Origin of the sequence: Nitrospira tepida, assembly GCF_947241125.1 — a bacterium.
GTDB classification, from domain to species: Bacteria; Nitrospirota; Nitrospiria; order Nitrospirales; family Nitrospiraceae; genus Nitrospira_G; species Nitrospira_G tepida.
Genome location: NZ_OX365700.1, coordinates 576,401 through 600,363, shown reverse-complemented (window position 1 = coordinate 600,363; position 23,963 = coordinate 576,401). Strand labels below are relative to the sequence as shown.

Sequence of the window (23,963 nt, the reverse complement as noted above, 5' to 3'; positions counted from 1 at the left end):
AAGCCTTGCCCCGGGGCCGTTGTCTATCTTCGCCCCTGCCTTGTTTCTGCCGCCGGTTGACTCGGTCGCGCCCTATTCCTCTTCCTCCTCCGCCAAGGCCGTCAGATCAAGTTCCAGTCCCGCGGCAGGCACGCCGATCTGCCACTGTTCCAAGACTTCAGGGTGGAACTCGCCGATGAGACCGATGCCTCGATCACGGATCACGATCTCGCCCACGCGCCCGTCCATGAACGAGGGGTGCGCGATCGGTTTCAATTCATACTCCAGCCCGAGATAGTACAGGAGCAGGTCCAGCGCCGAGTGCACCTCCGAAAATGAAACCGACTGATGGGCCGCCAGCACCCCCAGCGATGTCAGCGTCCGGGAGCCGATCGAACGGCTCTCGTCCGGCCTGGCCAACTCGCCGACCTCAAACAGTCGATGGGGATAGAAGGCCCGATTGGAGGCCGCCTCCACCCGCAGCAGAGACGGCAACAAACTCTGGCGGAGACAGGCGTAGGAGAGGGACATCACATTGTCCACCTCCACGACCCGCTCCCAAGGAGTCCCGGCCAGACGCATGCGGTCCACCAGTTCCTGCCGGGAGGCCATGATATTCGACATGACCTCCTGGTACCCGAGCCCGACCATGAGGTCCCGGACCCGATCGGATCGCTGTTCGATCTGCGACAGCCCTCCCACGGTAAACTGCTGCGGCATCACGGGCGTAAAGCTTCCATAGCCCCGGCTGATCGCGACATCCTCGACCACATCGACCGGGTGCATCACGTCGTTCCGATAGGGCGGCAGCTTCACGACCACCTGGGTTTTCTTCAGAGCCACCTCATAGCCGTAGGTCTCCAACGCCTTCCGGATCTCCTGCCCGCTCAAGGCCTGACCCAGCGCGGCGCCGATCTGGTCGAGGGCAATGGCGCGCGCCTGTCCGATCTCACAAGGGGTGACGACCGATTTGCCGAGCGGCGTCTTGTAGCCGTACCGCACCTCCACCGGGTCAATCCGCGCGCCCCGGTCAGCCAGATTCACCGCAAAGATATTGAGCGCCAGGACGACCATGGGGAGGTCCGTGCCTGTCACCTCGACGAACAGGTCCCGATCGCCGACCTGCACCTCTCCGATTTCCCGGCTGTTGATGATCGGCGGAAAACTCAAGGCCTGCCCCTCCTCGTCCCGCAACAGAGGCAGCCGTTCCGCTCCGGCCAGAATCCCGCCATACTCGACGCCCTTCGGATGCACCATCAGCATCTCCCCCAGCGTCATAGGGGTGTCCAAGCCCAGCGGCGTGAAGCGGGTCTCGTCCGGCTTGACCAATTCGTAATGGACCGGGAATCGGATCTTCGCGAGGCGATAGATGCCGATCGACACCGTGCGCCGCTTGCGCCCGAACATATCGGCCAGTTTTTCCTGCGTTTGAATCAATTGAGCCAGGCCGGCCTCGGTCACCTCATAGCCGCTGGCCGAACAGGCGGCGACGTAGGGACGGACCTGCTCGATGCCGGGACCGACCAGGATGCGTTGCGTGGCCTTGGTCTTCTTGGAGAAGAAGGGGTACGAGAGGAGTTTCCCGCCTCGCTTGATGCGAATTTGGCGGGCGATGCCTTCGCAGCACCAGAGATCGGGACGGTTGCTGTCCTGGAGCTCGACCCGCCACTCGCCCGTGTCCGAATCCTGTCCCTTGTACTCGCCCTTGACGAGCTGGAGCAGCTCCTCCAACTGTTCGGTCGAGATCCGTTCACGCCCCCGCGCCTCCGGTTTGCGCGTGGATGCCCCCGGCCCCTTCGAAGCCTCGATGAGCGATTCCAGATCGGTACGGTGAACACTAATCGTCGGCATGGTTTGATTTCGTCTAGAATTTACCCCGGGTCGTCCGGATCAGATCCAAATCCGCGGCAAACAAATCGCGAATGTCGTGAATGCCGAGGGCGACCATCGCCATCCGGTCCAACCCCAAACCCCAGGCGATCACCGGCACATCCACGCCGAGCGGAATCGTTACTTCCGGCCGAAACAAGCCCGCGCCGCCCAACTCCATCCAGCCCAACTTGGGATGACGCACGTGCAGCTCGACGGACGGCTCCGTAAAGGGAAAATAGGCCGGCAAGAACTTGCTTTCCTTCGCCTGCGCCACTTCCCGCGCAAACAAGTGCAGCAGCCCGAGCAGGGTTCGGAAATTGATGTCGGCTCCGAGCACGATCCCTTCGATCTGGAAAAAATCCGTGGCGTGGGTCGCATCCACCTGGTCGTAGCGAAAGCAGCGGGCGATCGAAAAGTACTTGCCGGGAATGAGCGGCCTGCTCGCCAAACAATGGGCGGAGACCGCCGTGCCCTGGCTCCGCAGCACCAATCGCCTCGCCCTGGTTTCGTTGAACTCATAGCCCCAGCCGGTCGAGCCGGTCTTGCCCCCGGATCGGTGCGCGGCGCTCACGCGCGAGAGGAAGGGCTCCTCGATCGCGGAAGCATGGGTCGGGTTTTTGACGAAGTACACGTCGTGAATGTCGCGCGCCGGATGAAACTGCGGCATGTAGAGCGCGTCCATGTTCCAAAATTCGGTCTCGACCAGCGAGCCCCGCATCTCTTGAAACCCCATGCTGACGAGTTGCAGCTTCACCAGGTCCAGGAACTCCCGATACGGGTGCCGCTTGCCGGGCGCCACTCGCGGCGGCCGTAGGCTGATCGTGTACTTGCGAAATCGTTTGTGACGCCAGGACCCGTCCTTCAGCATCTCCGGCGTCAACTGCGAGACCTCCTCGATCTCGCCGACTTGCGCCAAGGCTTCGGCCGCTTCCCGGCCCTCGCCGGTGAGCGAGTATTCGCGCGTCACCCGCTCGTCGATGCGGAACGGTTCCTGCGTATTGCCCCGTCGAACCGCGTACTGTTTGAGGACCGCCTGCGCCGGCTCCGCGATCGCCGCCAGATCGGTCGGACCGTCCTTCAACTGTTCCAACAGGCCGCGCAACGTCTCCGCCGTAGGGCTCGGGCGGCCGGTGGCCTGCACATAGCCGCCCTGGACGATCCGGATCGCGCCTTCCTTCTTCAGGGTGCCGACCACGCCGCTCATCTGCGACGGCTCGATCTGCTCCTTGGCCTGTAGTTCCTGAATGGTGTAGCTCTGCCCCAGATCGCTGGCCGTTCGTAGGGTTGCCAAGGCCCGTTCGATCGGGGAGTGGCTTTGGAGAAATTGTTCACCGATCTTGGTGAGGGAGACCTGAGAAGTGACGACTTCCGATTCGACGCGGATCAGCTTCTTGGCGAGAAGCCATTCCACCGCCATGCTGAGTTGCGACGGCTCGAGCTGGGTCGCTGCGGCGAGGGCCTCCAGGGACTGGGCTTGCTGCACCTCCCGAGCCAGGGCCGTGAGGACCTTGCCCTCAAGGGGATGGAGACTATCGATCAATGCCCTGCGGTCCACGCCACCTCGACTTTCGGCCGGTTACCTGGAGACGGAGCTGCGTCCACGAGACCCGTCCGGCATCGCATGGCCCGCCTCGCGCATGGCCTTGATCGTGCCCGCATAGTCGGCGCTGCAAAAGATGGCGGAGCCCGCCACCAACACGTCCGCGCCGGCCTCGACGACTTGAGCCGCGTTGTCCACCTTGACACCCCCGTCCACTTCCAAGAGGGCCTGACTCCGGGCTTGATCCAGCATCGCGCGGATTTTTTTGATCTTGTCCAGCGAGCCGGGAATGAACTGTTGCCCCCCGAAGCCTGGATTGACCGACATGACGAGGACCAGATCGACATCGGGAAGGATTTCTTCCAGCGTGACTACCGATGTGGCCGGATTCAACGTGACGCCGGCCTTGACCCCGCGCTCCTTGATGAATTGCACGGTCCGGTGCAGGTGCGGACAGGCCTCCACATGCACCGTGAGATAGTCCGCGCCGGCCTCGGCAAAGGCGCCGATGCAGTCGTCCGGATTCGTCACCATTAGATGCACGTCGAGCGGCAGGCGCGTCACCTTGCGGATCGATTCGACGATCGGCGGCCCCACCGTGAGGTTCGGCACGAAATGCCCGTCCATGACATCGACGTGCAGCCAATCCGCCCCGCCCTGTTCGACGCGGGCGATTTCGTCGGCCAACCGCGCGAAATCCGCTGAAAGGATGGAGGGTGCAATCTTGAGAGTCGAGCGAGTCATCACGAAGACCGACGGAGGCGCGCCGCGAAAAAGCCGTCCATGTTGAATGCGTTCACGGCTGAGCAGAATTCGCCGCGCGCGTTGACTAAAGACTGGGCAACGGGAGGAAGCTCCGGCGCCACCGACTCTCGCACAAACTCCGGATGCGCCTCGGAAAAGCGGTCGATCACCTGGGTGGTTTCTTCTGGCTCAGTCGAGCAGGTACTATAGACGATCACGCCGCCGGGCCGCAAGAGATGGCCGGTCCTGTCCAGGAGATCAAGCTGCGATCGATGCAGGTCGGAGAGGCTTTCCGCACTCTTCTGCCACTTCGCTTCGGGATGACGGCGCAACACGCCGAAGGCGCTGCAGGGCGCATCGAGCAGAATCCGATCGAACGGCTGAAGCAGGTCCGCCGGGAAGTCGGCCTCAGGCTGTGGTCGATCGTGTAATCGATCAGCGCGCGGCAACGTCGCGAGGTCATAAACGAACGACTTCACGTTGGTCGCGCCCAATCGAAGGAGATTCTCCCTCAAGAGTCGCAATCGCGACGGGCTGCGATCCAACGCGATGACTTCTCCTTCATTCTCCATCAGCGCCGTCAAATGCGTGGTTTTCCCGCCTGGCGCCGCGCAGGCATCCAGGATCCGTTCTCCCGGCTTCGGACCGAGCAGGCGCGGGATCAACTGGGCCGCTTCATCCTCAATATAGAATCCTCCCTTCCGGAACAGAGGAAGCTCGGCAGGATTGCCGCCTCGCTCGACCACAACCCCATCCGGGCTGACCTCGGTCGGCCGAGCCGCGATGCCGGCCGCTTGGAAAGTCGACAGCAGCTCGGCCTGTTGGAGCCGGATCCGATTGACGCGGAGCGTTAGCGGGGGTTCTGCCGCCACCTGCCGGCAGAGGGCCGCGGCCCCCTCAATGCCCAAGCGCGTGATCCACCGCTCGACCATCCAGGGCGGACAGGAATAGCGGACACTCAACGCCTCGATGGGCTTGATAGGATTGATCTGCGGATCGGAGGAAGGATCGGGCAACAGCATATCGGAAGACCGCAACAAGGCCCGGAGCACGGCATTGACGAATCGCGTCCAATGGTCGCGATTGTGGAGCTTGGTTCCTCGAACCAATTCCACCGTCTCATGCACGGCCGCGCGAGGCGGGATCTTAGTCAGCCACAGGATCTGATAGGCGCCGAGCCTGAGAATCCACCGGATCGGAGGGGGCAGCCGTTCGATGGGACGATCGGCCACCCGGTTCAGCCGCCAATCGAGCAGGCTCCGTTGCCGCAACACTCCATAGACCAGCTCCAACAGCAGTGCCCGGTCGCGCTGATCCAACGAGGCGGCGGCGCTCGCGCGATCGAGCTCGTCCTCGGCGTGCAGGCGCCGATCCTCCACCGCGCCGAGCACATCCAGCGCAACTGTCCGTGCGCTCCTGTGCCTACTTTTCGCTTGTGCTGTTTGGTCAGGACGTTTCACGAGGGAACGTGACGAACCGGGCCGGCGGATGGTGGCGTCATCCCTCTGCCGGAGGAGGCCCCAAGACGAGGCCGGGGCTGATCGCATGGCCAGCGAGATACTGAGCGACAGTCATGCGGCGGCCTCCTGCAGGCTGGAGGGCTGTGATGGCAAGCGCGCCTTCTCCCGTGGCCACGAGCAACCGGTCCTTCTCCACCTTGCTGATGGTACCGGGCTGGCCGGAGGAGCCAGCCGTCTCGGAAGCCTGGGCCTCCCAGATGTTCCATCGCTCTATCTGCTGATTCAAACGGGCAAAGGTGTAGGCGCCGGGCCAGGGGGAGAGACCTCGCACGCGATTCGCCAAGGCGGCGGCGGCGAGGGTCCAGTCGATGAGCCCATGTTCCTTCTTGAGAATCGGCGCCAGCGTCGCCTGACCGTGGTCCTGGACAATCGGCCGTAACTGCCCGGCCTTCAATTGGCGCATGGTTTCGATGAGCAGCTTGGCTCCCACCTGCGCCAGCTTGGCCCCGAGCGAGCCGCCCGTGTCGTCCGGCTCGATCGGAATCGCTTCCTGGAGCAGCATCGCGCCGGTATCCATCCCTTCGTCCATCAACATGGTCGTGATGCCGGTCTCCCGCTCGCCATTGATGATGGCCCATTGAATGGGCGCGGCCCCGCGATACTTGGGGAGCAACGATCCGTGGACATTGATGCAGCCTTTGGGCGGCAGCGACAGGATGGCAGGCGGAAGAATCCGCCCGAACGCCGCCACGGCGATGACGTCCGGCTGCCAGGCTTGAAGCGCAGAGAGAAAGGCGGGGTCCTTCATCTTGGTCGGTTGCAGCACGGGAACGCCGGACCGCTCAGCCAGTTGCTTGACGGGCGGCGCGGCCAATTCCTGGCCCCGTCCCTTGGGCCGGTCCGGTTGCGTCACGACCCCGACCACCTGATCCTCCGAGCGGAGCAGCGCCTCGAGCGAAGGGACGGCAAACTCCGGCGTGCCCATGAAGACGATCCGCATCACCTGCCTGTTACCATTCTTTTCCACCGCCGCGCAACTTTCCTCCTCCGCATCTTGTATTCAGGCGAAACGTTCTGTTAGCATCCGCCTGCGGGGTGGAGCAGCTTGGTAGCTCGTTGGGCTCATAACCCAAAGGTCGAAGGTTCAAATCCTTCCCCCGCAACCAACGGCCTAATGGAATCTTCCAACGGGCTCGGCTTCGGAATGCCGAGCCCGTTTTATTTTGCCGCCAAGATCTTCCTCTTTTCTGAACGCCATCCCCCACCGAATATTTTTAGCCCCGAGGGAGAGAGGATTCCCATGGTCCAGGCTGACGAAGGACGGTGGCTTCGGGCCTTGCCCTGATGCGTTGATATCAATCCCCTGTGCGGTGTCTTCCCGATGGCCGCCGCGCCTGTGAGGCCGCGCCGGAGCGCGAGGCCGGCGCGACGGCAGCCGTCCAGCATCTGATACACCATTTGCCCGCCAGGGCAGCGGCCCTCCGCACACCGCCCTTCCAGCCTCGTGTCTCCAGTCCCATTGCCACGTCGTACCTTCTCACCTTGCAATCAAACGGCTTCCTGCGGTTCAAACTGTGACGAAGCGCCTAGACCAAAAGTTGAACGTCCTACAGAGGCATACCATGCAGAACCAGGTAGTGAGAGGCCAAGCAAATAGTCTGAGAGGACACAGCGATCAGGTCGCGGGACCTGATAATGATTTATGGGCAATCTGCATGAACGCCGCTTCGGTTTCTGCTAGGAGGGGTCGCCAGATCTCCTCAGGGGTGTTGGAGGTCACCTTGAACTGCTCTATCAGAAGACGAATAACGGCCTCGATAGAAACGCGATTGGTAGGGAAATGGACCCGTTCAAGCGGGAAATCGCCGCTCAGGCAGTCCTCGGTTAGCGAACCGCGCACGTGGAGGTGAGTCGAAGGGTGCTGGTCTGGGGCTTCTCGGATGTAGTCGTACCGGCAGATCCAGCGGTCACCAAGCTTGTCCATTTGGTACTGGAAATTGGACGTCTCTACTTTGACGCGGTCCCCATCTTTGGTCGAGACCCAGAAGAGCGTCATTGTTACACGCAGGAATCGCCCATCGTTTAGTTCCACTGGGTCGGTTGGACCTTGGTATCCTCCGAGAACATAAACATTCGGTCTTGGGCCCTTGATCAGACGCACGGCTGCATGGGCTGGAATAACGGTATTGCCCAGAAGCAGTTGCACCAGGTCGCGGAACGCCTGGAAAGAGCCAGGGTTCTTCCCCGCCATGTAGCGCTTAGTAAGGTCGCGAGCGTGTGCGAGAAGTGAATGGAGGTCAGGCAGCGGCAAACAGAGGGTCGTCCTCAGTTAGGAGGCTGGCGAGCGCCAATAAGTCAGCTACCTTGCCACAGTCTTTCAGTAGACCCGAACGAAATTGGCGCACTAACTCCTCACCAGAGATGTTCAGGCGGCGCCGAGCCTCACGATCGAGTTGCTGAACAATCGATTCTCGCGTCAGCTCAAGGGGTATTGTGCTATCAACAGGTGCCATCGCTTTGTATACCTCTCTATATAAGCCCAGCTAGTTTAGACGGTATTACTCCTGCTGTCTACCCCTTCGCCAATTCCTAACCAGCGCTCATATCCCATGCCTCGCCAAGTCTCACCGCAGCGGAATCCTCAATAATGTTTGCGCAGTTAAATTACGAGGGAAGCCGCCCCTCGCAACCAATGGCCTGATTGAATCTCCCTGAGGTCGCACCCGCGCGCGAGGACGGCAGACCGACACGGCGACAGCCGTCTAGCATGTGATACACCTTCGCCCGCCAGGGCAGAGGCCCTCCGCACACCGCCCTTCCAGCCTTGCGCCTTCAGCATCATAGCTGTCCGTCCGTTATGCCTACGCCCTGGAGCCAAACGGCTTCCTGTAATTCACACAGTGATAACGCGCCTCGACTTGAAAAGTTGAATACCCCCTTTTTCAACCTCATATACGCTCCCAATCCGGCGGGACAGGTGATGACCCTGAGCCATGATGCGGTTGTGGACAAGGAAAGGACATTCTACTTTTATTTTTGACCATGCTATGTTGAAGGGGACGCGCTGCGGGCTAAGCTCGCGGAACGGGGGAAATTTGGCAGTGGTCGAGTCTCTGGCGGCAGGCGCATGAGAAGGCTCCGCTTACGTCGTGGCTGCATGACTGGCCCGGTTGGGCTGCGGCTCGCCTGGATCAGGTAACTGAATCGTGCGGAGCACGAGTGGAAACTCGAGGTACTCTGCGCAAGTGAGCAGCAGGAGCGCCTAATGGGGAGGATGGGTGGATGCGACGGCTGTGCAAGCGGTGTGACTTGGAGTCCCGGCTGTGCCCGCCAGACACCCCAAATGGCTCATGAAAACAATTCCTGGCCTCGCGTCGCGACCTGGTCCGCTCATCTTTCGGAGGAGAAATCTCCATGAGTGATTTCAGCGCGGCCCTCAGAGTTGTGGAAATAAATACAAAAAGTGGCTTCTACAGTGACGAGACGGCATATGTGATAGTAACTACGAGACTAGAAGGATGCTTGAATTCTTTTAAGCACGAAGAGTGGTCTGAGCGCCTAAAGCCATATGACCTCATCGAGGTCACAGGCTCAATCAAGTTCGTTATGTCGACTCGCAAAGTGGAGGAGCACGATTTTCTGGATGCAGAGGAGCGTTGCGTAGGCACGTTGTCCTTGGATGAAATACACCCTCAAAAACGAGATAAGTCGAACTATCAAGTTTATTTTGAAGCGGCACTTCCGTTGGATGCTCTGCGACAGGGCACCCTGGTTCCCGGAACGACTATGCGCTTGCGGAGTGGCCTAGACTTTCCCTCAAGAACGAACGAGTTAGCTTGTGGCGAGGTCCTAAAGACTCAGTTGGTAAGAATGGAATTGGAGACGCATTTTGAGCCACACCCATCTTTAATACTCAAGGAAGTTAGGGACGAGAAGCAGAAAATCGAGAGGGCGAGAAAGCGGGCATGGGCCAAGCCCGTCCTCCATATACTTAAGTTATTAATAATGGGTGTGGGATTGGCAACACTGCTGTACTTACTTACCTAGTCGAACTGTTGTCCGCCGGAGAATTAGGTCCTGTCCTTTACGGCCGGATGAATGTGCTGAAGAAACAAAGGGGACATTCTACCTCTCATGGCATCCACTTCTGCACCGAGCATTTAAACCCGCCCCGTGTCACGGCTACTCCGCTAGTTACCCCCACTCCTCACAGCCGATAGGCTTCCTGCAGTTCACGTTGTGACAGTGCGTATAGACCTGAAGTAGTGGAGTGTTCCATTTTTGAGTTCTTACTTACAGCGGTGCAATGCGCCACAGGCCGCCGTTCAAGGTCATGATGTACAGTTCGCCCTGCGCGTCTTCGCCAAAGCTGGTAATCGAGGGCCCCGGGCTCAGGCTTGGCCATTCAAACTGGTCGGTCACCTGCGCGTTCCGGTACCGGAAGCTCCGGACAAAGCCCGCGCAGAGATCCGCATAGAAATAGGTGCCTTGGAGCGACGGGATCGCCGTCCCGCGATAAACATAGCCGCCGATGACCGAACAGGCGCCTCCCGTTTGGTCATAGTCGAGCACCGGTAGGGTGAGTCCGCCGGGATTGCAATTGCTCGCAGGATTGAAGCACAGGAATCCCTCCATCAATCGCCAGCCGTAATTGGCTTGCCGGCCCGCATGGGGGGCCGGCGAGACATTGACTTCCTCCCGGGTGTTTTGCCCGACATCGCCGATGTAGAGATCGCCGGTCTGCCGATCGAACGAGAAGCGCCAGGGGTTCCGCAACCCGATACTCCAGACTTCAGGCGCTCCTCCCGCACCGGCGAAGGGGTTCGGGATGGCATTCGTACAGCCGTTGCCGGTGGTTGGGTCCAGTCGGAGAAGCTTGCCCAATAGCGAGGCCGGGTTCTGCGCGTTGTTGTTCGGGTCACCAGTTCCGCCCCCGTCGCCGGGTCCCGCGTAGAGACAGCCGTCCGGTCCAAAGGCCAGCATGCCGCCGTTATGGTTTGAGAAGGTGGGATGGGCGATCCTGCGCAAGATCACGGCAGAGGACGGGTCCGCTTCATTGGCGTTCGAGGTACTGGCTAGGTACCGAGCGATCACGATATCACCATTGGTATCCGTGTAATGCACATAGAAGCGCCCGTTGCTCTGATAGCTGGGATCGAACGCCATCCCGAGCAAGCCGCGCTCGCCGCCGCTCGCGATGGCACCAGAGAGGTCGAGAAAGGGGGTGGAGAGCAGCGATCCGGTTGAGACATCGAAGACCTTGATCGCGCCGCCCTGTTCCACGATGAACAGGCGGGTATTGTCCGTTGGAGGCGCAGTCATGAACACCGGCGCACTAAGCGCCATCGTGATGGGCTCGAGTTTCACGGCGATCGAAGAGGGTGGCGGCGGCGAAGGATCGCCCGCCGTCGTTCCTCCGGTGTCGTCTCCCCCACTACATGCCGAACAAGCCAGCACGAGCGAAAGCGCCCGCCACAGAGACAGGGTGCGGGGTGACAAGAGCTCTGTCTTGCCGACCGGAACCGCCTGATCCTTACGAAGGAATATCGTCCAGTTATTGAGCATGCACCTTTTCCCTGATCTCGGCCACTCGCCAGGTCTCCACGTCTCCCTCCCTCGACATAGCGGTCGCGCGCCTTTCTTCCGACCACATTATGCCGTAGCGCCGTCGTCGCCATCACCTTGCTTTCCGTCCGTGCCTCCCCAAAACTGGTGAAATCCCTAGCAGAGCGCACCCGGCCATCCTCCAGATCACCTTCCGGTTTCCGCGAATTCTTTGGCAAGCTCTATCGGGCAGGCTACACTGGCCGCTGAGAGGCCCGGACCGATCCATCCCGGTCCATATGGTCCATCCAGCCGGTCGGTCACCGCCGGTGCACAATCGGCTTGGTCGGCATGACCTGCCTTAGGACAGTGTTGGGATGCTGAAGATCCTGCTCGTCGAAGACAACCCCGTGGACGCCCAACTGGCCCAGGACATTCTCTCCGATTGGAGCGCGGACCAATTTCAGATCAGCCACGTCCCCGACCTCACGCGCGCGCTTGCTTCGTTGAGCCGGGACCGGTTCGACGCGGTGCTGCTGGACCTGTCGCTCCCGGACGGCCAAGGCCTCAAGACCCTAACCCTGGTGCAAGAGACTAGTCCCGGCATTCCGATTGTCGTCCTGAGCGGCTACGCCGACCAGGCGGCGGCCCTTCAAGCCGTCCAGCAAGGCGCCCAAGACTACCTGGTGAAGGGCCAGATCCAGGGCGACCTGCTCGCCCGATCGATTCGCTATTCGATCGAGCGCAAACGGACCGAGGAACGGCTGACCTATTTGGCTCAGTACGATCAACTGACGGGCTTGGTCAACCGCGCGCTCTTTCAAGACCGGCTCGTACAGGCCATCGCCCGGTCCCGGCGCACCCAACAGGGCTTCGCGCTGATGCTGTTGGACCTGGACGGTTTCAAGGCCGTGAACGACTCGCTGGGGCACGACGCCGGCGACCTGGTCCTCAAGATCGTCGCCGACCGGCTGAAGAACTGCGTCAGGGAGGTCGATACGGTCGCGCGCATGGGCGGCGACGAATTTACGATCATCCTCGAAGGGACGGCGACGGAACAGGGCGCCGAGACGGTCGCCACCCGGATCATTCAGTCGATCAAACAACCCTGCGCCCTGCCGACCAGGCAGGCGACGGTCGGGGTCAGCCTGGGCATCACCCTGTTTCCCCAGGATGATCAAAGTGCAGACGGGCTGCTGAAACAGGCCGACTCGGCCATGTACCTCGCCAAACAACAGGGCGGTACTCGCTTTGCCTTCTTCCGAAGTCAGGCGGTCGGGCGCCGCTCGTCAAACTGATCCCCATCGCCGTCGCCGACCTTCGCGAAAAATCCCCAGATGTTGCACCCGTCGTACGCACAGGGTAGAGTGCGCCCGAACCGCGGCATTCCAACCAGAGTGCTCCACCAGATGAGCGATCAACCGGCTCCTGCGGCTCCGACTGAAACCCCCAAACCCAAGCGCCAGCGGCGGCGATCCCGCAAGGCCGGCCTGCCGCCCGGCACGTTGGTGCACATCGGCGAACCCCGAGTCGGGCCGGTCACGCTCCAGTTCATGCTGTTCAATGCGGAAGGCTGTCTGGAGCCGTCGCTGGCCAACCTCGATGAACTGCCCGGGCTGTTGAACGACAACCAGATCTGCTGGGTGAACGTGAGCGGCATCCACGACCTGAGCCTGATTGAAAGACTGGGCGCCCTATTTCAGTTGCACCCGCTGGTGCAGGAAGACATCGTCAACACGGAGCAGCGCCCCAAGGGCGAGGATTATGGAACGTACGGCTTCATCGTGGTGAAGAATCTCAGCTATGCCGTTCAGGATCGCCATCTGCTGACGGAACAGATCAGTTTCGTATTCGGGCAGGGATTCGTCCTGACCTTTCAGGAGAACGGCAACGATCCCTTCGTCGCCGTGCGGGATCGGTTGCGGACCGGGCGAGGACGATTGAGAACCCAACGCGCCGACTATCTGGTGTACGCCTTGCTGGACGCCATCGTGGACAATTACTTCGGCGTATTGGAGGGGATCGGCGAGGTCACGGAACGGGTGGAGGAACAACTTCTCAGCGACCCGAAACCGGAGATCCTGAAGGAACTCTACAGCCTGCGGCGCTGCGCCCTGTTCGTGCGCCGGGCGGTGTGGCCGCTCCGCGAAGTGATCGGAACCCTCCAGCGGGGGCAATCACAGATGATCACCGAGTTCACCCGCACCTATCTGGCCGACCTCTACGACCATACCATCCAACTCATCGACGCGATCGAAACCTACCGCGACATCATCGCGGGCATGCTGGAACTCTACCTGTCGAGCGCCAGCAACCGGATGACCTCGGTGATGAAGGTCCTCACCGTCATCACCACCATTTTCATGCCGTTGAGTTTTATCGCCGGCGTCTACGGCATGAATTTCGACTACATGCCCGAGCTGAAATCCCCGCTGGGCTATCCTATCACCCTGGCAGTCATGGTCCTCATCGCCGGCGGCATGCTCTGGTTCTTCCACCGCAAGCAGTGGCTGTAAATTTGCCGCAACAAGCAGGAGGACGACGTCCATCACTCGTCATTCGTCAAATGTATTGGAACAACAGCTCTTCGTGCCCTTTCCCCGTCATCCTTGGTCGATTGACGCTTGACGTTTGACGCATGACGACCAGACCACGAGGCGATCGCTCGTTGCATTCCAGGAGCAACAGGTCCCTGGCTAACGGGCTTTTTGATCATCCTGCTAGCCCACATTATTCATGAACGCTTCTACTGCAACCGCCGATACGCCGATGCGACAAGCCAGCATGCGGCTTGGCGGCATGCTGGCGGGCAGGCTCGCCGCTCGCGGCCTCAACGTACTGTTTCAAGTACGCCTCAGCCGCAAGCGCCTCCGCGTGGGGGTACCCATTGCTGTTCTCCATGCAATGGGTCCAACGCCTGGCGTCTTAGCGGTTTCGTCACGAACCGTCATGAATAATGTGGGCTACCGGCCGATTTCGGAAAGCGGAGTTTCGGTGACTTGCAGGGGGCCGCGCGGATTCGAGGCAAGGTCGTTGGATTTCGATAGATCGCCGCGCGCCGGCGTCGTAACACAGTCCGGCGTCATCACCACGCCCCAGTGATGATTGTCCCGGCAGACATTGTCGAGGAGGAGCGCCTGCGCTTCGCAGAACAGGAGCATGCCGCTCAGATAGTTCTCCCGGCAGGTGTTGCGGATGAACTCGGGATGTGTGCCGGGATCGCGGACGGCCAAACCGAAGTGATGGTTCCCGACGCAGAGATTATCGGCGACCCGGGGGCAGGCTCCGCCGAACACGAAGATCCCCGACTCGCGGTTGCCGCGGACTTCGTTGTCGATGAAGGCGACCCGGCATTCCGGTCCGTAGAGCACCACGCCGGAGAGGATGCCGTCCGCGGCCCGACAGTGCGAAATCGTACAGGAGGAATCGAAGACGTTCACGGCTGAATGTTGGTCGCTGCCGACATAGCGGAACGTAATCCCGCTGATGCGGCCCGACGGCACCCGTTGCAGATACAGCGGACCCCCGCGACGGTTGAAGATCTGCACCGCATCCCGCCCGGCCCCGATCAGCGTCACCGGACGGTCCGCAATAAAGATCTTGTCTTCATAGGTCCCGGGGCGGACAAAGACGAGATCGTCCGGCCCGGCCTGGAGCAACGCCTCGCTGGGACGGACAAAGGCCTTGGAGCCGGCGGCATCCACGATGAGCGTGCGCCCTCCTGCCGGATTCGGCGGCGGCTGGTCAAAGAGAAGCGGTGCTTCCGAAGAGACGGTCATGATCGGCGGACGATGAGGTCGCAACGAGCTGGCACTCGCAGCGGCGATCCTGGAACAGGGTTCGGCGAGAAGTCAAGTTCCGACAGACCGAGGATTCCGATCCTCACCAACTCCACCCTTGTCCACAGGCAGAGATGGTTCTGAGCGAACCTTTTGGTGAACGCCGATCCGAATCCATGGGCAACAGCGAAGGGTGACATTTCTGGGTCCTGTACCAAGCTCGCAGCATTGCAGGCCGAATCGCCGAGCGGACAATTCTCGGCAGCGGGGATCATATCGATCCTTATGGCATAGCAGTTGCGTAGTGTCCGGCTAGCACGATCGCAGAGGTAGAGGAAAGCGAGGACGCAGCAATGACCACATTCTCTCAACGCATGCTTCTGATCTGGATTCTGCTCAGCCTGCCAGCCGCCCAGTCGCTGGTGCAGGCAGCTCCCGTACAGGACCCGGTATCTGAACAGGCCTTCGACCAGCTCAATGGCCAGATTGTAAGCCGCCAGACTCGATCAGAAGCGGCTCGACGCTTGTACGACCGCGTCATGGAGGAATACCGGCAACGGGATTATCGAGCGGCGCTCGCAGGCTTTCAGTTCTTTCTGGCCATTCACGGAAAGTCCTCGCTCGCGCCGAGCGCCCGTTACTGGCTGGGCGAATGCCAATACCGGCTCGGGCGGTACGAGGATGCGATGAACACGTTTTCAGAACTGGCGTCCTCCTACCCGGTGAATCCGAAAATCACGGCGGCCACGCTGAAGATCGGCCTGACCTACGGCAAACTCGGACAGCCGGAGGAAGCGCGCATCACGTTTGAACGGGTGATCTCCGAGTGGCCGGACACGGTCGAAGCCGACGTGGCGCGAAAAGAATTGGCCAAATACTCACCGACCGGGGAGCGGAACCTCGACCCGTGACCGGCTCGCGCCGCCGACAGTCCCCCCCGCTGCGTCACTCGCCGGACTCGATTCCCAAGCTGGCCGCCACGACCGGAACCGAGAGCACGTCCTGAGGAGCGAGCCGGACATGCTCGATCCCGGCGACCGCGAAGACCTGCGCGATCAACCGATCCCGGCGACGCTCCACGGCCGCAGGACCTTTCAAGCTCCCGATGTCGATCGCCTTGTAGATCTCGCCCGTTCCCGGATGCAGCAACACAAAGCCCACCCGTTTCAGCGCAAGCCGCCCCATCAACGTCGCGCGCTCGCTCCGGTTGCCGCCGCGCATCGAAACCAGGACCCATAGCGGCACCTGGCTCAGGACCAGATAGCGATCCTGCACCGCCAGCCTGATCAGGTTGTACCATTCGAGTTCTTCCCGAGACAGGACCGGCTGCGCCGTCAGGCCGACTCGGTCGATCAAGGTCCGGTCGTCCAGCCGTGGCTGCTGCCGCCGGCCCACCCCCCGCCAGAGCCACAGCCCTGCCAGCACGCAGGAGACGCCCAAGACGATCCATGCTGTCTTGTCCATCAGCGTTCCGGCGTTCCGAGTCGATGGAGGAGCCGCAGGATCGACTCCGGCGTCCCCGGCACGAGGTGGCCGAGCACCACCGCGCTCCTGGCCCCCGTCACCGAGGGAACATTGTTGGGTTTTCCATGGACCGTCTGATAGGCCAAGATGGCAAAGGCCACGGCCTCGAAGGCCTTGCTCGACCATCCGACCTCGTCCAACGTCCGCACCGGCGCCGGTGCCAGCACCTGCGCCAGGTGGCCCATCACCGCCCGATTCCGAACCCCGCCGCCCCCCACAATGACCTCATCGATCTCTCCCGGCAGCCACCGGCGCGCCTTCCCGATGCATTCGGCCGTGAAGCGTGCGCAGGTGGCCATGACATCTCGATCGGCGAGCTTCCGTCGTTTCTGGACGGCCCTGATCCGGGCGACAAACTCGGCGCCGAATTCTTCCCGCCCGGTGGACTTCGGCGGGTGGCGCCGGAGATAGGGATGCCGCAACAACTCGTTCAACAGCGCGGCATCAACCCGGCCGGACCGGGCCATGACCCCCTGGCGGTCCATGCTCAGCCGGCCTTTGGTCATCTGCTGGATCAACCCATCCAGCACCATGTTCGCCGGTCCCGTGTCGAACGCCTGGACCCGGTCCAAGCCGGCGCCCTTGGCCAAGACGGTCACATTGCTGATGCCGCCGAGGTTGACGACGAGCCTGGTCCGGTTGGGATCTCGCAGCAACATATAGTGCGCATAGGGAGCCAGCGGCGCCCCTTCTCCCCCGACCGCCATATCGCGGGCGCGGAAGTTGGCCACGGTCGTCACGCCGGTTCGTTCGGCGATGACCGAAGCCTCCGCAATCTGGAGCGTGGCGCGCACGGGTCCGATCCCCGGCTCGCGCCAACCGATCGGCAGATGGTGGACGGTTTGCCCATGCGACCCGATCAGATCGATCTCGGGGGGAGTGAGCTTCGCTCGCTTGATCACCTTCAACGCCGCCCGCGCGAAAATTTCGCCGAGCAGGGCGTTCAAGTAACAGATCTCGCGGACGGAGCCCTCCAGCGCCGCCTTCAACAGGCGCCGTTGAAGATCCGGCGAAAAGCGCGTCCCGGCAAAGGCGACCAAGCGGACCTCAAGCTGTTCTCCTTGTCCGCCGATCTCGACCAGGGCGGCATCGACGCCATCCCCTGACGTTCCCGACATTAATCCGACGACGCGCATGCGTGAGCCCCCATCTGCCCGTTCGGCGAACGCCATTCCATCGGTCACTCCATGCTCGGATGAGCCAAGCCCAAAAAGCGGCTTACGCTAATGGAACTGGTCGCGCGGGTCAAGTTCGTCGATGGCACGGCCAGCCAGTTCTACCAGATTGCCCTCCGTTGACTTCATGCAGACCCGATGCTAGGGTCCCCCGTGCCTTTGTGTCGGCCCCTTCGCGCCTTTCTTCGATTCGTGAGACACCTTTTCACAATCCTGGTCCTGGCCTTCGCCGTCCTGTCGACTCCTGCTCCTTTGGCCCAGGCCTCGGACCCCATCTCTGTGGTCGTGACGATCCCGGTGCTCAGAGATTGGGTGGAACGAATCGGCGGTCCTCACGTCCGCATCGCGACGCTCATCAAGGGATTGGAGAGCGAGCACTCCTATTCCCCTCGACCCAGCGACGTGATGGCCGTCCGCAAGGCGAAGCTGCTGGTGGAGGTCGGGGTTGGCCTGGAGATTTGGGTGTCCGGACTGGTCCGGAGCGCCAACAATCCCTCCCTCTTGCTGGTCACGACGGGCAAGGGCATCCCGCTCTTGCCGGATCGTCCACGGGAGGGTGCGGCCTCAACGGAAATCTCGGGCCATGACCACCATGACTCCGGCTCAAACCCCCATGTGTGGCTGGACCCGGATAACGCCGTGACGATGATTCGCCATATCACCGACGCGCTCAGCCAGACCGACCCGTCCCATGCCGCGGAGTTCCGGCGCAATCAGGCGGTCTACCTCCAAGAATTGGACCGTACGCGAAGCGAATTGCTGGACCAACTCCGGAAGCTGCCGGACCGGCGTCTGATCGTCCATCACCCGGCCTGGCCCTATTTCGCCAAGCGGTTCGATCTGGAGATCGTCGGGGAGATTCAAACGCAGCCTGGCTCGGAGCCTTCGGCCAGGCACATCCAGTCCCTGGTCGCCTTGATCCGCACCCATCACATCCGGGTCATCGTGTCCGAGCCCCAACTGAATCAGAAGCTGCCGGCCCTGCTGGCGCGGGAAACCGGGGCACGGGTCGCCATCCTGACGCCGCTCCCGGGCGCCCTGCCGGGGACGGATAGCTATCTCGACATGCTCCGCTATAATGTGCTCCAATTGCTCCGCGCCTTTGACCAGTCGGTGCGTCCCGCCCGGTGATGCGCCGGCTGAGCGCAGCTTGAGCAGCCAGATTGAGCCTTCGCATGGCACCACCCATCATCCGGTTCGTCCACGCGACCTTCGGGTTCCCGGGAACCGTCGCCCTCCGGGACATGAGCCTGGAGATCTACGAGGGTGAGTTTCTCGGCGTGATCGGCCCGAACGGATCGGGAAAGACCACGCTCTGCCGGGCGATTCTCGGGCTTCTTCCGCCGCTTTCCGGGCGCCTGCACATCTTCGATTGTTCCTGCGAAGAGCTGCGCTGCCATCACCGAGCCCGGATCGGCTACCTGCCTCAAAAGGGCGTGCTCGACCGGAACTTTCCCGTCACCGTCCTCGAAGCCGTGATGATGGGGCGGTACGGTGCTTTAGGTCTGCTGAAACGTCCCGGCAAGGCCGATCGACAAATCGCGCTGGATGCCTTGGAGAAGGTCGGGATGGCTGACTATCAAGACAATGCGCTGGGGCTGCTCTCCGGAGGACAGCAACAGCGGGTGATGATCGCCCGCACCTTGGCCCAGCAGCCCCAGGTGTTGTTGCTCGACGAGCCGACGACCGGCATCGATCTCACCACCCAGCACAGCGTGCTTGATTTGATCCGCCAGCTCCATCGGGACCTGGGATTGACGGTCCTGTTCGTGACCCACGACATCAACCTCATCAGCCCGCATGTCGATCGGTTGCTCCTGCTCAAGGGGCGGATCGTCGCCGCCGGGCCGCCCGAAGACGTGCTCAAGCCGGAGGTCTTGCAGCAGGTGTATGAGAAAGATCTGCTCATCTCCGAGCATGGCATGGTGACGGTGAGGGACTACCATCACCACTGACAAGGTATTGAAAAAGTCCACCAGCCATGTCGTGGCACGCATGGCTTTTGGCATGCACCGGATGCATCGACGCTTGGTTTCGTCGTCATGCGTCAAACGTCAATCGATCTATTTGACGAGTGACAGGTATCTGTCCTCCTCTGCTCGCGGCTGTTTGCACCGATTGCTCAGGACGCTCGGGCCGGCGACGGCATTTGATTCTCCGGACGGGACGCGTTATACCCTCAGCCCACCATTCGGCGCCGAACCTCGATGCTGGACCTGCTGACCTATGATTTCATGCAGCGCTCGCTGCTTGCCGCCGCGCTCGTCGGGGCGCTCTGTTCGCTGATCGGCGTCTTTGTCGTTCTTCGCGGATTGGCCTTCATCGGGGCCGGCACGGCCCATGCCGCGTTCGCCGGCGTCGCGCTGGCCTACCTGATCGGCGGTCCGCCCCTGCCGTTGGCCATTCTGTTCGGACTCAGCACGGCTTGGATCACGGGGTTGATGGAGGAGAAGGGCCGGATGAAACTGGACGTCTCGATCGGCATTCTGTACACGGCCACGATGGCGCTCGCCATTCTGTTCATCGGGCTGATGAAGACCTACAACGCGGAGGTGTACGGATATCTGTTCGGGAGCGTGCTGGCCGTCACACCGGAAGAACTCCTTTCGATTTCACTGCTGGGATTGCTGGTCCTGGGCACCATCGTGCTCTTCTCGAAAGAGCTGTACTTCATCGCCTTCGACCAGGAGATGGCGGAGGCCTCCGGCATTCCCGCCCGCAAGATCTTCTACCTCCTGCTTTCGCTGATCGCGCTGACCATCGTCGTGTCGCTGAAGATCGTCGGGGCGATTCTGGTCTTCGCCTTGATGTTGATCCCGGCCTCAAGCGCCTATCAGTTGACGCACAGTCTGGCGCAAATGACCTCCTACTCGGTGCTCATCGGCGCCGGCTGCGCGATCGGCGGCGTGCTGGTGTCCTACTGGTGGGATCTCCCTTCCGGCCCGACGATCGTGCTGTTGGCGACGCTTGTCTTCATCCTGGCGGCGCTGCTGTCCCCGAAACACAGACGCCTCAGCTCTTCCACTCTGACGCATTGAGAAGTTCTACCGATACCGGCCTGTTCCCTACAGGATTTCCGGCCGTGCTCTTTTTTCAGTGAGCCGGCCCGTCCCCGGCTCTTTGGCTTGCATCTCCTGCATCAATGGGCTATAGAGTCGAACGGCGGCCCCGAGATCGCGTTGGGCATCAGAGTCCACGGCATGATCCGAATCCAGCGGTCTCTTGATTCATCTCCAACGAGCGAGGAGGGAGGGTGACATGATGAGAAGACGAACGGGGCGATCGGCAGCAGGATGGCTGGCGCTGATGCTCTGCGGCAACCTCGGCCTGTGGTCGACGGCTTTGGCGGCCGACTGGGTGCATGACGGTCAGGTCAAGGAGGGCCGATTCCAGATCGGCGTGCGCGCCGGCCTCTCGCTCCTCTCTCAGGAATTCCTGGCGGGAACGGACGGAGGCCTCAGCCATGCCTTGAACGTTCAGGCGATGTATGGACTGAACAAGTGGTTCTCGGCCGGCTTGATGGTCGATTGGGAACGCCGCGGCATCGATAACGAAACGCCCAGCCGGGACCTGGGCACACTCAACACCGTGTCGATCCTGCCGACGTTGGAATTTCACCCGGGCCGGTTCGGCAATGCCATGCCCTATCTCTCCACCGGCATCGGCGTCAACGTCAACTCCTTCAGCGAAGCGGCGGGGACGCCCAGAACCGACGTGAGCAATACGTTTGCGTTCCGTCTCGCCGGCGGCGTGGATTTCCCCTTGACCTCCAATATGGCGCTCAACACCGAAGTCGCCTGGAAGCGCAATCGCGGCGGGATTGAAGTCGGAGGGGCTGAAGGCAACTTCGATGCGACGACCATGAGCCTGCTCGTGGGCCTTCGCTACACTTTCTGAGGATGAATTTGGAGCGACCCGGCCCGCGCCGTCGCGATCCCCCGGCGCGGGCCGCTGTGCGTGAGCCGCCGCGGATACGCTGCTCGGAGAATGATGGGGCCTCGATAGGCTCGATGCTTCCTCACTGAGCGGAGACTATTCCAACTTCGCCTGCTTGCCCCTCGTCCACACCATGCCGGTCTGCTCCTTGGCGCTGAATCCCAACTTCTCGTAGAAACCCGGCATGCGGGTACAGAGCCAGAACAGCTCGACACGCTTCAACCGCGGGTGGCGCAAAATCCGATTCACGAGGTCCGTGCCGATCCCCCGGCCCTGGTACGCTTTATCGACGATCACATCCCAGATGGACGCGCGGTACACGTAATCGGTCAGCACCCGGCCGAATCCGACCAACCGTGCTCCATCCCAGGCCGTCACGGCTTCATCTGTCTGTTTAAGCATCGCCTTCGTTTCCTCGATGGTCCGCCCCTTAGCCCAAGGGGCCTGCTGATAGAGCCGGAGGAGGTGTTGGGGGGAAATGTCGGTGCCGTCCGCATAGACGATCGTCCCGGCGGATTTCCGAGGCCTTGGGACAGTCTTCGTCTGGTCCGACACCTTGGTCTTGAGTGGCACGAGGTCTCTGTATTAGAGTACCGCCCGCCGGCACGTCATCGGATGCCGGAGGCTATCGACCAAATCGGGAATGCATTATGGCAACACAAGTCCGCGCCTGTCCCCGATGCTTCAAACTCATGTGGCTCAAGGAAGAGCTGCTGGAGCACGAGGACGAGAACACGATTCGCACCACCTGCCCCCATTGCAAGAGCCTGGTTCGGGTGAGACTGGTGATTGAAGGGCCGAACGCCACCGGCCCGAAAATGGGCCATTAACCTTCAGCCCCCCTGCGAAGCCTCTTCCAAAGGACGTCGAGACAGCCGGGCCCAGCCAGTGGCGACACTGTTAAACCATTCCTTTGCCTGCCCCTTCCAATTCCGGCTCATTGCCGGGCAGGATCTTATGGAGATGGGCGCGATACTCCGCCATTCGCTTGGTGTCGGCCGGCGACATCAGGATGTCCTTGTCCCGGGCCATCTGTTCAAGATGATCGAGAACCGCCAAGAGCGGTTGCACCGTCCCCAATAGATTGCCCGCTTCAAAGGCCTCCAGCGAATCCATGAAGAGCGGCGTCAACCGTCTGTAGGGAGTGCCGCCGGCCTGCCCGCGGAATCGCGAGAGGGTCTGCTCATAGGTCTCGACAGCCTCCGGCTTCGGCTTCAGGCCTCCCGGAAGCATGTTGAGGTGAACGACGGCCGGCAATCTGGCGGCATAGCCCTTGAGCTGCGTGATCAGATTGCCGAGGAGATCCAACACGTGATTGCTGTCCATCATCGTCGTTCGTCAAATGCAGCAGACTGATACGCTCACGCTATCGCGCTGTCAAGAGTCGATGGCCTCGAACGCGGCCGGCCGGCTCGAGCGCCTGCAACGCGGTGCGAACCTGCTGCATATCGGCCGGCGGGTCCACTGCAAACTGCTGATACCGTTTGGTCACAGGATGAATGAACCCCAACAACCGGGCATGGAGCATCACCCGCGGAATTTCCAGCTCGGCAACAGTACGGACCTTTCGCCCTCCGTACGTCGGATCGCCCAAGACGGGATGGCCGATGGACGCCAGATGGACTCGAATCTGATGCGTGCGTCCGGTCTTGGGCAGCAGCACGACTTCGGTGGCCGTTTTCCCGAAACGCCCTATCACCTGGTATTCCGTGACCGAGGGTTTCGGCCTGGCCGTCCGGGCGGAAAATTTTTTGCGCTCCTTGGTATCCCGCCCGATCGCCAATTCGATGAGGCCACGTGGTTTTTTCATCGAGCCCCAGACCAGCGCTTCGTACTCGCGCGTGATGCTGTGGGCCTTGAACTGGGCCGCCAGCCCCGCATGGGCCTCGTCCGTCTTGGCGATGACCATGACCCCCGAGGTCTCTTTGTCCAGCCGATGCACCAGACCGGGCCGTTCCTTGCCGCCGATCGTGGAAAGCGCCCCATCTGGCCGGTTGAAGTGGTGCAGGAGTCCATGGACCAAGGTGCCGGACCAATGGCCCGGCGCCGGGTGGACAACCAAGCCGGCCGGTTTGTTCAGGACCAGCAGCGCCTCATCCTCAAACAGGACATTCAGCGGGATGGCTTCCGGCTTCAGCTCCAGCGGTGCCGGACGAGGAATGGTGAGCGTAATGCGATCCCCCGGCCTGATCTTGTAGCTCGGCTTGGTCGGGTGGTCGTTGACGCGGATGCGGCCTTCCTCGATGAGCCGTTGAATCACCGCCCGCGACAAGGCCGGATCGCGGTTGGCCAGGAACAGATCAACACGCTTGGGTGTTTCCCCGGACGTGACCAGCACTTCAGTCTGAACGTCCGGCCAAGGACGAAGGGAGGTCATCGTGCGACGCGATCAGGCCGCTGGCTCCGGCTT

At 61.5% G+C, this 23,963-nt stretch carries 22 protein-coding genes and 1 tRNA gene; 10 read left to right on the top strand and 13 right to left on the bottom strand.

Annotation, left to right across the window (positions count from 1 at the left end):
* Positions 1 to 72: 72 nt before the first annotated feature.
* Genes pheT through fmt form a run of 5 tightly spaced genes read right to left on the bottom strand, consistent with a single transcriptional unit; the run spans position 73 to position 6,595 of the window.
* The gene (pheT, locus tag QWI75_RS02915; protein ID WP_289267188.1) at positions 73 to 1,830 is read right to left on the bottom strand and encodes a phenylalanine--tRNA ligase subunit beta; all 1,758 of its coding nucleotides are present in this window, start codon (positions 1,828 to 1,830) and stop codon (positions 73 to 75) included.
* A gap of 13 nt (positions 1,831 to 1,843) precedes the next feature.
* A complete protein-coding gene (pheS, locus tag QWI75_RS02910; protein ID WP_289267187.1) occupies positions 1,844 to 3,406 on the bottom strand; it encodes a phenylalanine--tRNA ligase subunit alpha in 1,563 nt (520 codons plus the stop codon).
* Between the two features lie 21 nt (positions 3,407 to 3,427).
* The gene (gene rpe / locus QWI75_RS02905) at positions 3,428 to 4,135 is read right to left on the bottom strand and encodes a ribulose-phosphate 3-epimerase (RefSeq protein WP_289267186.1); all 708 of its coding nucleotides are present in this window, start codon (positions 4,133 to 4,135) and stop codon (positions 3,428 to 3,430) included.
* Complete coding sequence (gene rsmB, locus QWI75_RS02900; RefSeq protein WP_289267185.1) at positions 4,135 to 5,682, bottom strand: 16S rRNA (cytosine(967)-C(5))-methyltransferase RsmB; 1,548 nt, start codon at positions 5,680 to 5,682, stop codon at positions 4,135 to 4,137. The genes rpe and rsmB overlap by 1 nt, the downstream gene beginning before the upstream one ends.
* On the bottom strand, positions 5,633 to 6,595 hold the full coding sequence (gene fmt / locus QWI75_RS02895) for a methionyl-tRNA formyltransferase (RefSeq protein ID WP_289267184.1): 963 nt from the start codon (positions 6,593 to 6,595) through the stop codon (positions 5,633 to 5,635). The genes rsmB and fmt overlap by 50 nt, the downstream gene beginning before the upstream one ends.
* Before the next feature lie 89 nt (positions 6,596 to 6,684).
* Here fmt and QWI75_RS02890 point away from each other — a divergent pair.
* Positions 6,685 to 6,761 (top strand) — tRNA-Met (locus QWI75_RS02890).
* 509 nt (positions 6,762 to 7,270) lie between these two features.
* On the opposite strand, the gene QWI75_RS02885 is transcribed toward QWI75_RS02890, so the two are convergent.
* The gene (locus QWI75_RS02885; protein WP_289267183.1) at positions 7,271 to 7,846 is read right to left on the bottom strand and encodes a hypothetical protein; all 576 of its coding nucleotides are present in this window, start codon (positions 7,844 to 7,846) and stop codon (positions 7,271 to 7,273) included.
* A gap of 1,163 nt (positions 7,847 to 9,009) precedes the next feature.
* On the opposite strand from QWI75_RS02885, the gene QWI75_RS02880 reads away from it, so the two are divergent.
* A complete protein-coding gene (locus QWI75_RS02880; protein WP_289267182.1) occupies positions 9,010 to 9,642 on the top strand; it encodes a hypothetical protein in 633 nt (210 codons plus the stop codon).
* 246 nt (positions 9,643 to 9,888) lie between these two features.
* On the opposite strand, the gene QWI75_RS02875 is transcribed toward QWI75_RS02880, so the two are convergent.
* On the bottom strand, positions 9,889 to 11,160 hold the full coding sequence (locus tag QWI75_RS02875) for a PQQ-dependent sugar dehydrogenase (protein WP_289267181.1): 1,272 nt from the start codon (positions 11,158 to 11,160) through the stop codon (positions 9,889 to 9,891).
* Between the two features lie 356 nt (positions 11,161 to 11,516).
* Here QWI75_RS02875 and QWI75_RS02870 point away from each other — a divergent pair, with 356 nt between their 5' ends.
* Both QWI75_RS02870 and corA read left to right on the top strand, forming a co-directional pair.
* The gene (locus tag QWI75_RS02870) at positions 11,517 to 12,437 is read left to right on the top strand and encodes a GGDEF domain-containing response regulator (RefSeq protein WP_289267180.1); all 921 of its coding nucleotides are present in this window, start codon (positions 11,517 to 11,519) and stop codon (positions 12,435 to 12,437) included.
* A gap of 111 nt (positions 12,438 to 12,548) precedes the next feature.
* Positions 12,549 to 13,655: a magnesium/cobalt transporter CorA gene (gene corA / locus QWI75_RS02865; RefSeq protein ID WP_289267179.1), complete on the top strand. Its 1,107-nt coding sequence runs from the start codon at positions 12,549 to 12,551 to the stop codon at positions 13,653 to 13,655.
* Between the two features lie 447 nt (positions 13,656 to 14,102).
* Here the strand turns inward: corA and QWI75_RS02860 are convergent, their stop codons facing one another.
* The gene (locus tag QWI75_RS02860) at positions 14,103 to 14,918 is read right to left on the bottom strand and encodes a right-handed parallel beta-helix repeat-containing protein (protein WP_289267178.1); all 816 of its coding nucleotides are present in this window, start codon (positions 14,916 to 14,918) and stop codon (positions 14,103 to 14,105) included.
* A gap of 353 nt (positions 14,919 to 15,271) precedes the next feature.
* Here QWI75_RS02860 and ybgF point away from each other — a divergent pair, with 353 nt between their 5' ends.
* A complete protein-coding gene (gene ybgF / locus QWI75_RS02855; protein WP_289267177.1) occupies positions 15,272 to 15,829 on the top strand; it encodes a tol-pal system protein YbgF in 558 nt (185 codons plus the stop codon).
* 34 nt (positions 15,830 to 15,863) lie between these two features.
* Here ybgF and QWI75_RS02850 read toward each other — a convergent pair whose 3' ends face one another.
* The gene (locus QWI75_RS02850) at positions 15,864 to 16,382 is read right to left on the bottom strand and encodes a DUF2726 domain-containing protein (RefSeq protein WP_289267176.1); all 519 of its coding nucleotides are present in this window, start codon (positions 16,380 to 16,382) and stop codon (positions 15,864 to 15,866) included.
* The gene (locus QWI75_RS02845) at positions 16,382 to 17,614 is read right to left on the bottom strand and encodes an anhydro-N-acetylmuramic acid kinase (RefSeq protein ID WP_289267175.1); all 1,233 of its coding nucleotides are present in this window, start codon (positions 17,612 to 17,614) and stop codon (positions 16,382 to 16,384) included. The genes QWI75_RS02850 and QWI75_RS02845 overlap by 1 nt, the downstream gene beginning before the upstream one ends.
* 195 nt (positions 17,615 to 17,809) lie before the next feature.
* On the opposite strand from QWI75_RS02845, the gene QWI75_RS02840 reads away from it, so the two are divergent.
* From QWI75_RS02840 to QWI75_RS02825, 4 genes are all read left to right on the top strand, one after another.
* Positions 17,810 to 18,748, top strand: a complete 939-nt coding sequence (locus QWI75_RS02840) for a metal ABC transporter substrate-binding protein (RefSeq protein ID WP_289267174.1) — start codon at positions 17,810 to 17,812, stop codon at positions 18,746 to 18,748.
* 44 nt (positions 18,749 to 18,792) lie between these two features.
* The gene (locus tag QWI75_RS02835) at positions 18,793 to 19,572 is read left to right on the top strand and encodes a metal ABC transporter ATP-binding protein (RefSeq protein WP_289267173.1); all 780 of its coding nucleotides are present in this window, start codon (positions 18,793 to 18,795) and stop codon (positions 19,570 to 19,572) included.
* A gap of 252 nt (positions 19,573 to 19,824) precedes the next feature.
* Positions 19,825 to 20,655, top strand: coding sequence for a metal ABC transporter permease (locus QWI75_RS02830; protein WP_289267172.1), 831 nt, complete (start codon positions 19,825 to 19,827; stop codon positions 20,653 to 20,655).
* A 220-nt stretch (positions 20,656 to 20,875) separates the two neighbouring features.
* A complete protein-coding gene (locus tag QWI75_RS02825; protein WP_289267171.1) occupies positions 20,876 to 21,514 on the top strand; it encodes an outer membrane protein in 639 nt (212 codons plus the stop codon).
* Between the two features lie 135 nt (positions 21,515 to 21,649).
* On the opposite strand, the gene QWI75_RS02820 is transcribed toward QWI75_RS02825, so the two are convergent.
* Positions 21,650 to 22,126: a GNAT family N-acetyltransferase gene (locus tag QWI75_RS02820; RefSeq protein WP_289267170.1), complete on the bottom strand. Its 477-nt coding sequence runs from the start codon at positions 22,124 to 22,126 to the stop codon at positions 21,650 to 21,652.
* A 77-nt stretch (positions 22,127 to 22,203) separates the two neighbouring features.
* Between QWI75_RS02820 and QWI75_RS02815 the strand changes: the two genes are divergently transcribed.
* A complete protein-coding gene (locus tag QWI75_RS02815; RefSeq protein ID WP_289267169.1) occupies positions 22,204 to 22,383 on the top strand; it encodes a hypothetical protein in 180 nt (59 codons plus the stop codon).
* A 70-nt stretch (positions 22,384 to 22,453) separates the two neighbouring features.
* Here QWI75_RS02815 and QWI75_RS02810 read toward each other — a convergent pair whose 3' ends face one another.
* Positions 22,454 to 22,882, bottom strand: a complete 429-nt coding sequence (locus tag QWI75_RS02810; protein ID WP_289267168.1) for a hypothetical protein — start codon at positions 22,880 to 22,882, stop codon at positions 22,454 to 22,456.
* 37 nt (positions 22,883 to 22,919) lie between these two features.
* On the bottom strand, positions 22,920 to 23,930 hold the full coding sequence (locus QWI75_RS02805) for an RluA family pseudouridine synthase (protein ID WP_289267167.1): 1,011 nt from the start codon (positions 23,928 to 23,930) through the stop codon (positions 22,920 to 22,922).
* Positions 23,931 to 23,963: the final 33 nt, after the last annotated feature.

Excerpts from the sequence above, each read along its gene's own strand:
- pheT (WP_289267188.1), bottom strand. The coding sequence starts at position 1,830 with ATGCCGACGATTAGTGTTCACCGTACCGATCTGGAATCGCTCATCGAG.
- rpe (WP_289267186.1), bottom strand. The coding sequence starts at position 4,135 with ATGACTCGCTCGACTCTCAAGATTGCACCCTCCATCCTTTCAGCGGAT.
- rsmB (WP_289267185.1), bottom strand. The coding sequence starts at position 5,682 with ATGCGATCAGCCCCGGCCTCGTCTTGGGGCCTCCTCCGGCAGAGGGAT.
- fmt (WP_289267184.1), bottom strand. The coding sequence starts at position 6,595 with ATGCGGATCGTCTTCATGGGCACGCCGGAGTTTGCCGTCCCTTCGCTC.
- QWI75_RS02885 (WP_289267183.1), bottom strand. The coding sequence starts at position 7,846 with ATGGCGGGGAAGAACCCTGGCTCTTTCCAGGCGTTCCGCGACCTGGTG.
- QWI75_RS02880 (WP_289267182.1), top strand. The coding sequence starts at position 9,010 with ATGAGTGATTTCAGCGCGGCCCTCAGAGTTGTGGAAATAAATACAAAA.
- QWI75_RS02875 (WP_289267181.1), bottom strand. The coding sequence starts at position 11,160 with ATGCTCAATAACTGGACGATATTCCTTCGTAAGGATCAGGCGGTTCCG.
- QWI75_RS02870 (WP_289267180.1), top strand. The coding sequence starts at position 11,517 with ATGCTGAAGATCCTGCTCGTCGAAGACAACCCCGTGGACGCCCAACTG.
- corA (WP_289267179.1), top strand. The coding sequence starts at position 12,549 with ATGAGCGATCAACCGGCTCCTGCGGCTCCGACTGAAACCCCCAAACCC.
- QWI75_RS02860 (WP_289267178.1), bottom strand. The coding sequence starts at position 14,918 with ATGACCGTCTCTTCGGAAGCACCGCTTCTCTTTGACCAGCCGCCGCCG.
- ybgF (WP_289267177.1), top strand. The coding sequence starts at position 15,272 with ATGACCACATTCTCTCAACGCATGCTTCTGATCTGGATTCTGCTCAGC.
- QWI75_RS02850 (WP_289267176.1), bottom strand. The coding sequence starts at position 16,382 with ATGGACAAGACAGCATGGATCGTCTTGGGCGTCTCCTGCGTGCTGGCA.
- QWI75_RS02845 (WP_289267175.1), bottom strand. The coding sequence starts at position 17,614 with ATGGCGTTCGCCGAACGGGCAGATGGGGGCTCACGCATGCGCGTCGTC.
- QWI75_RS02835 (WP_289267173.1), top strand. The coding sequence starts at position 18,793 with ATGGCACCACCCATCATCCGGTTCGTCCACGCGACCTTCGGGTTCCCG.
- QWI75_RS02830 (WP_289267172.1), top strand. The coding sequence starts at position 19,825 with ATGCTGGACCTGCTGACCTATGATTTCATGCAGCGCTCGCTGCTTGCC.
- QWI75_RS02825 (WP_289267171.1), top strand. The coding sequence starts at position 20,876 with ATGATGAGAAGACGAACGGGGCGATCGGCAGCAGGATGGCTGGCGCTG.
- QWI75_RS02815 (WP_289267169.1), top strand. The coding sequence starts at position 22,204 with ATGGCAACACAAGTCCGCGCCTGTCCCCGATGCTTCAAACTCATGTGG.
- QWI75_RS02810 (WP_289267168.1), bottom strand. The coding sequence starts at position 22,882 with ATGATGGACAGCAATCACGTGTTGGATCTCCTCGGCAATCTGATCACG.
- QWI75_RS02805 (WP_289267167.1), bottom strand. The coding sequence starts at position 23,930 with ATGACCTCCCTTCGTCCTTGGCCGGACGTTCAGACTGAAGTGCTGGTC.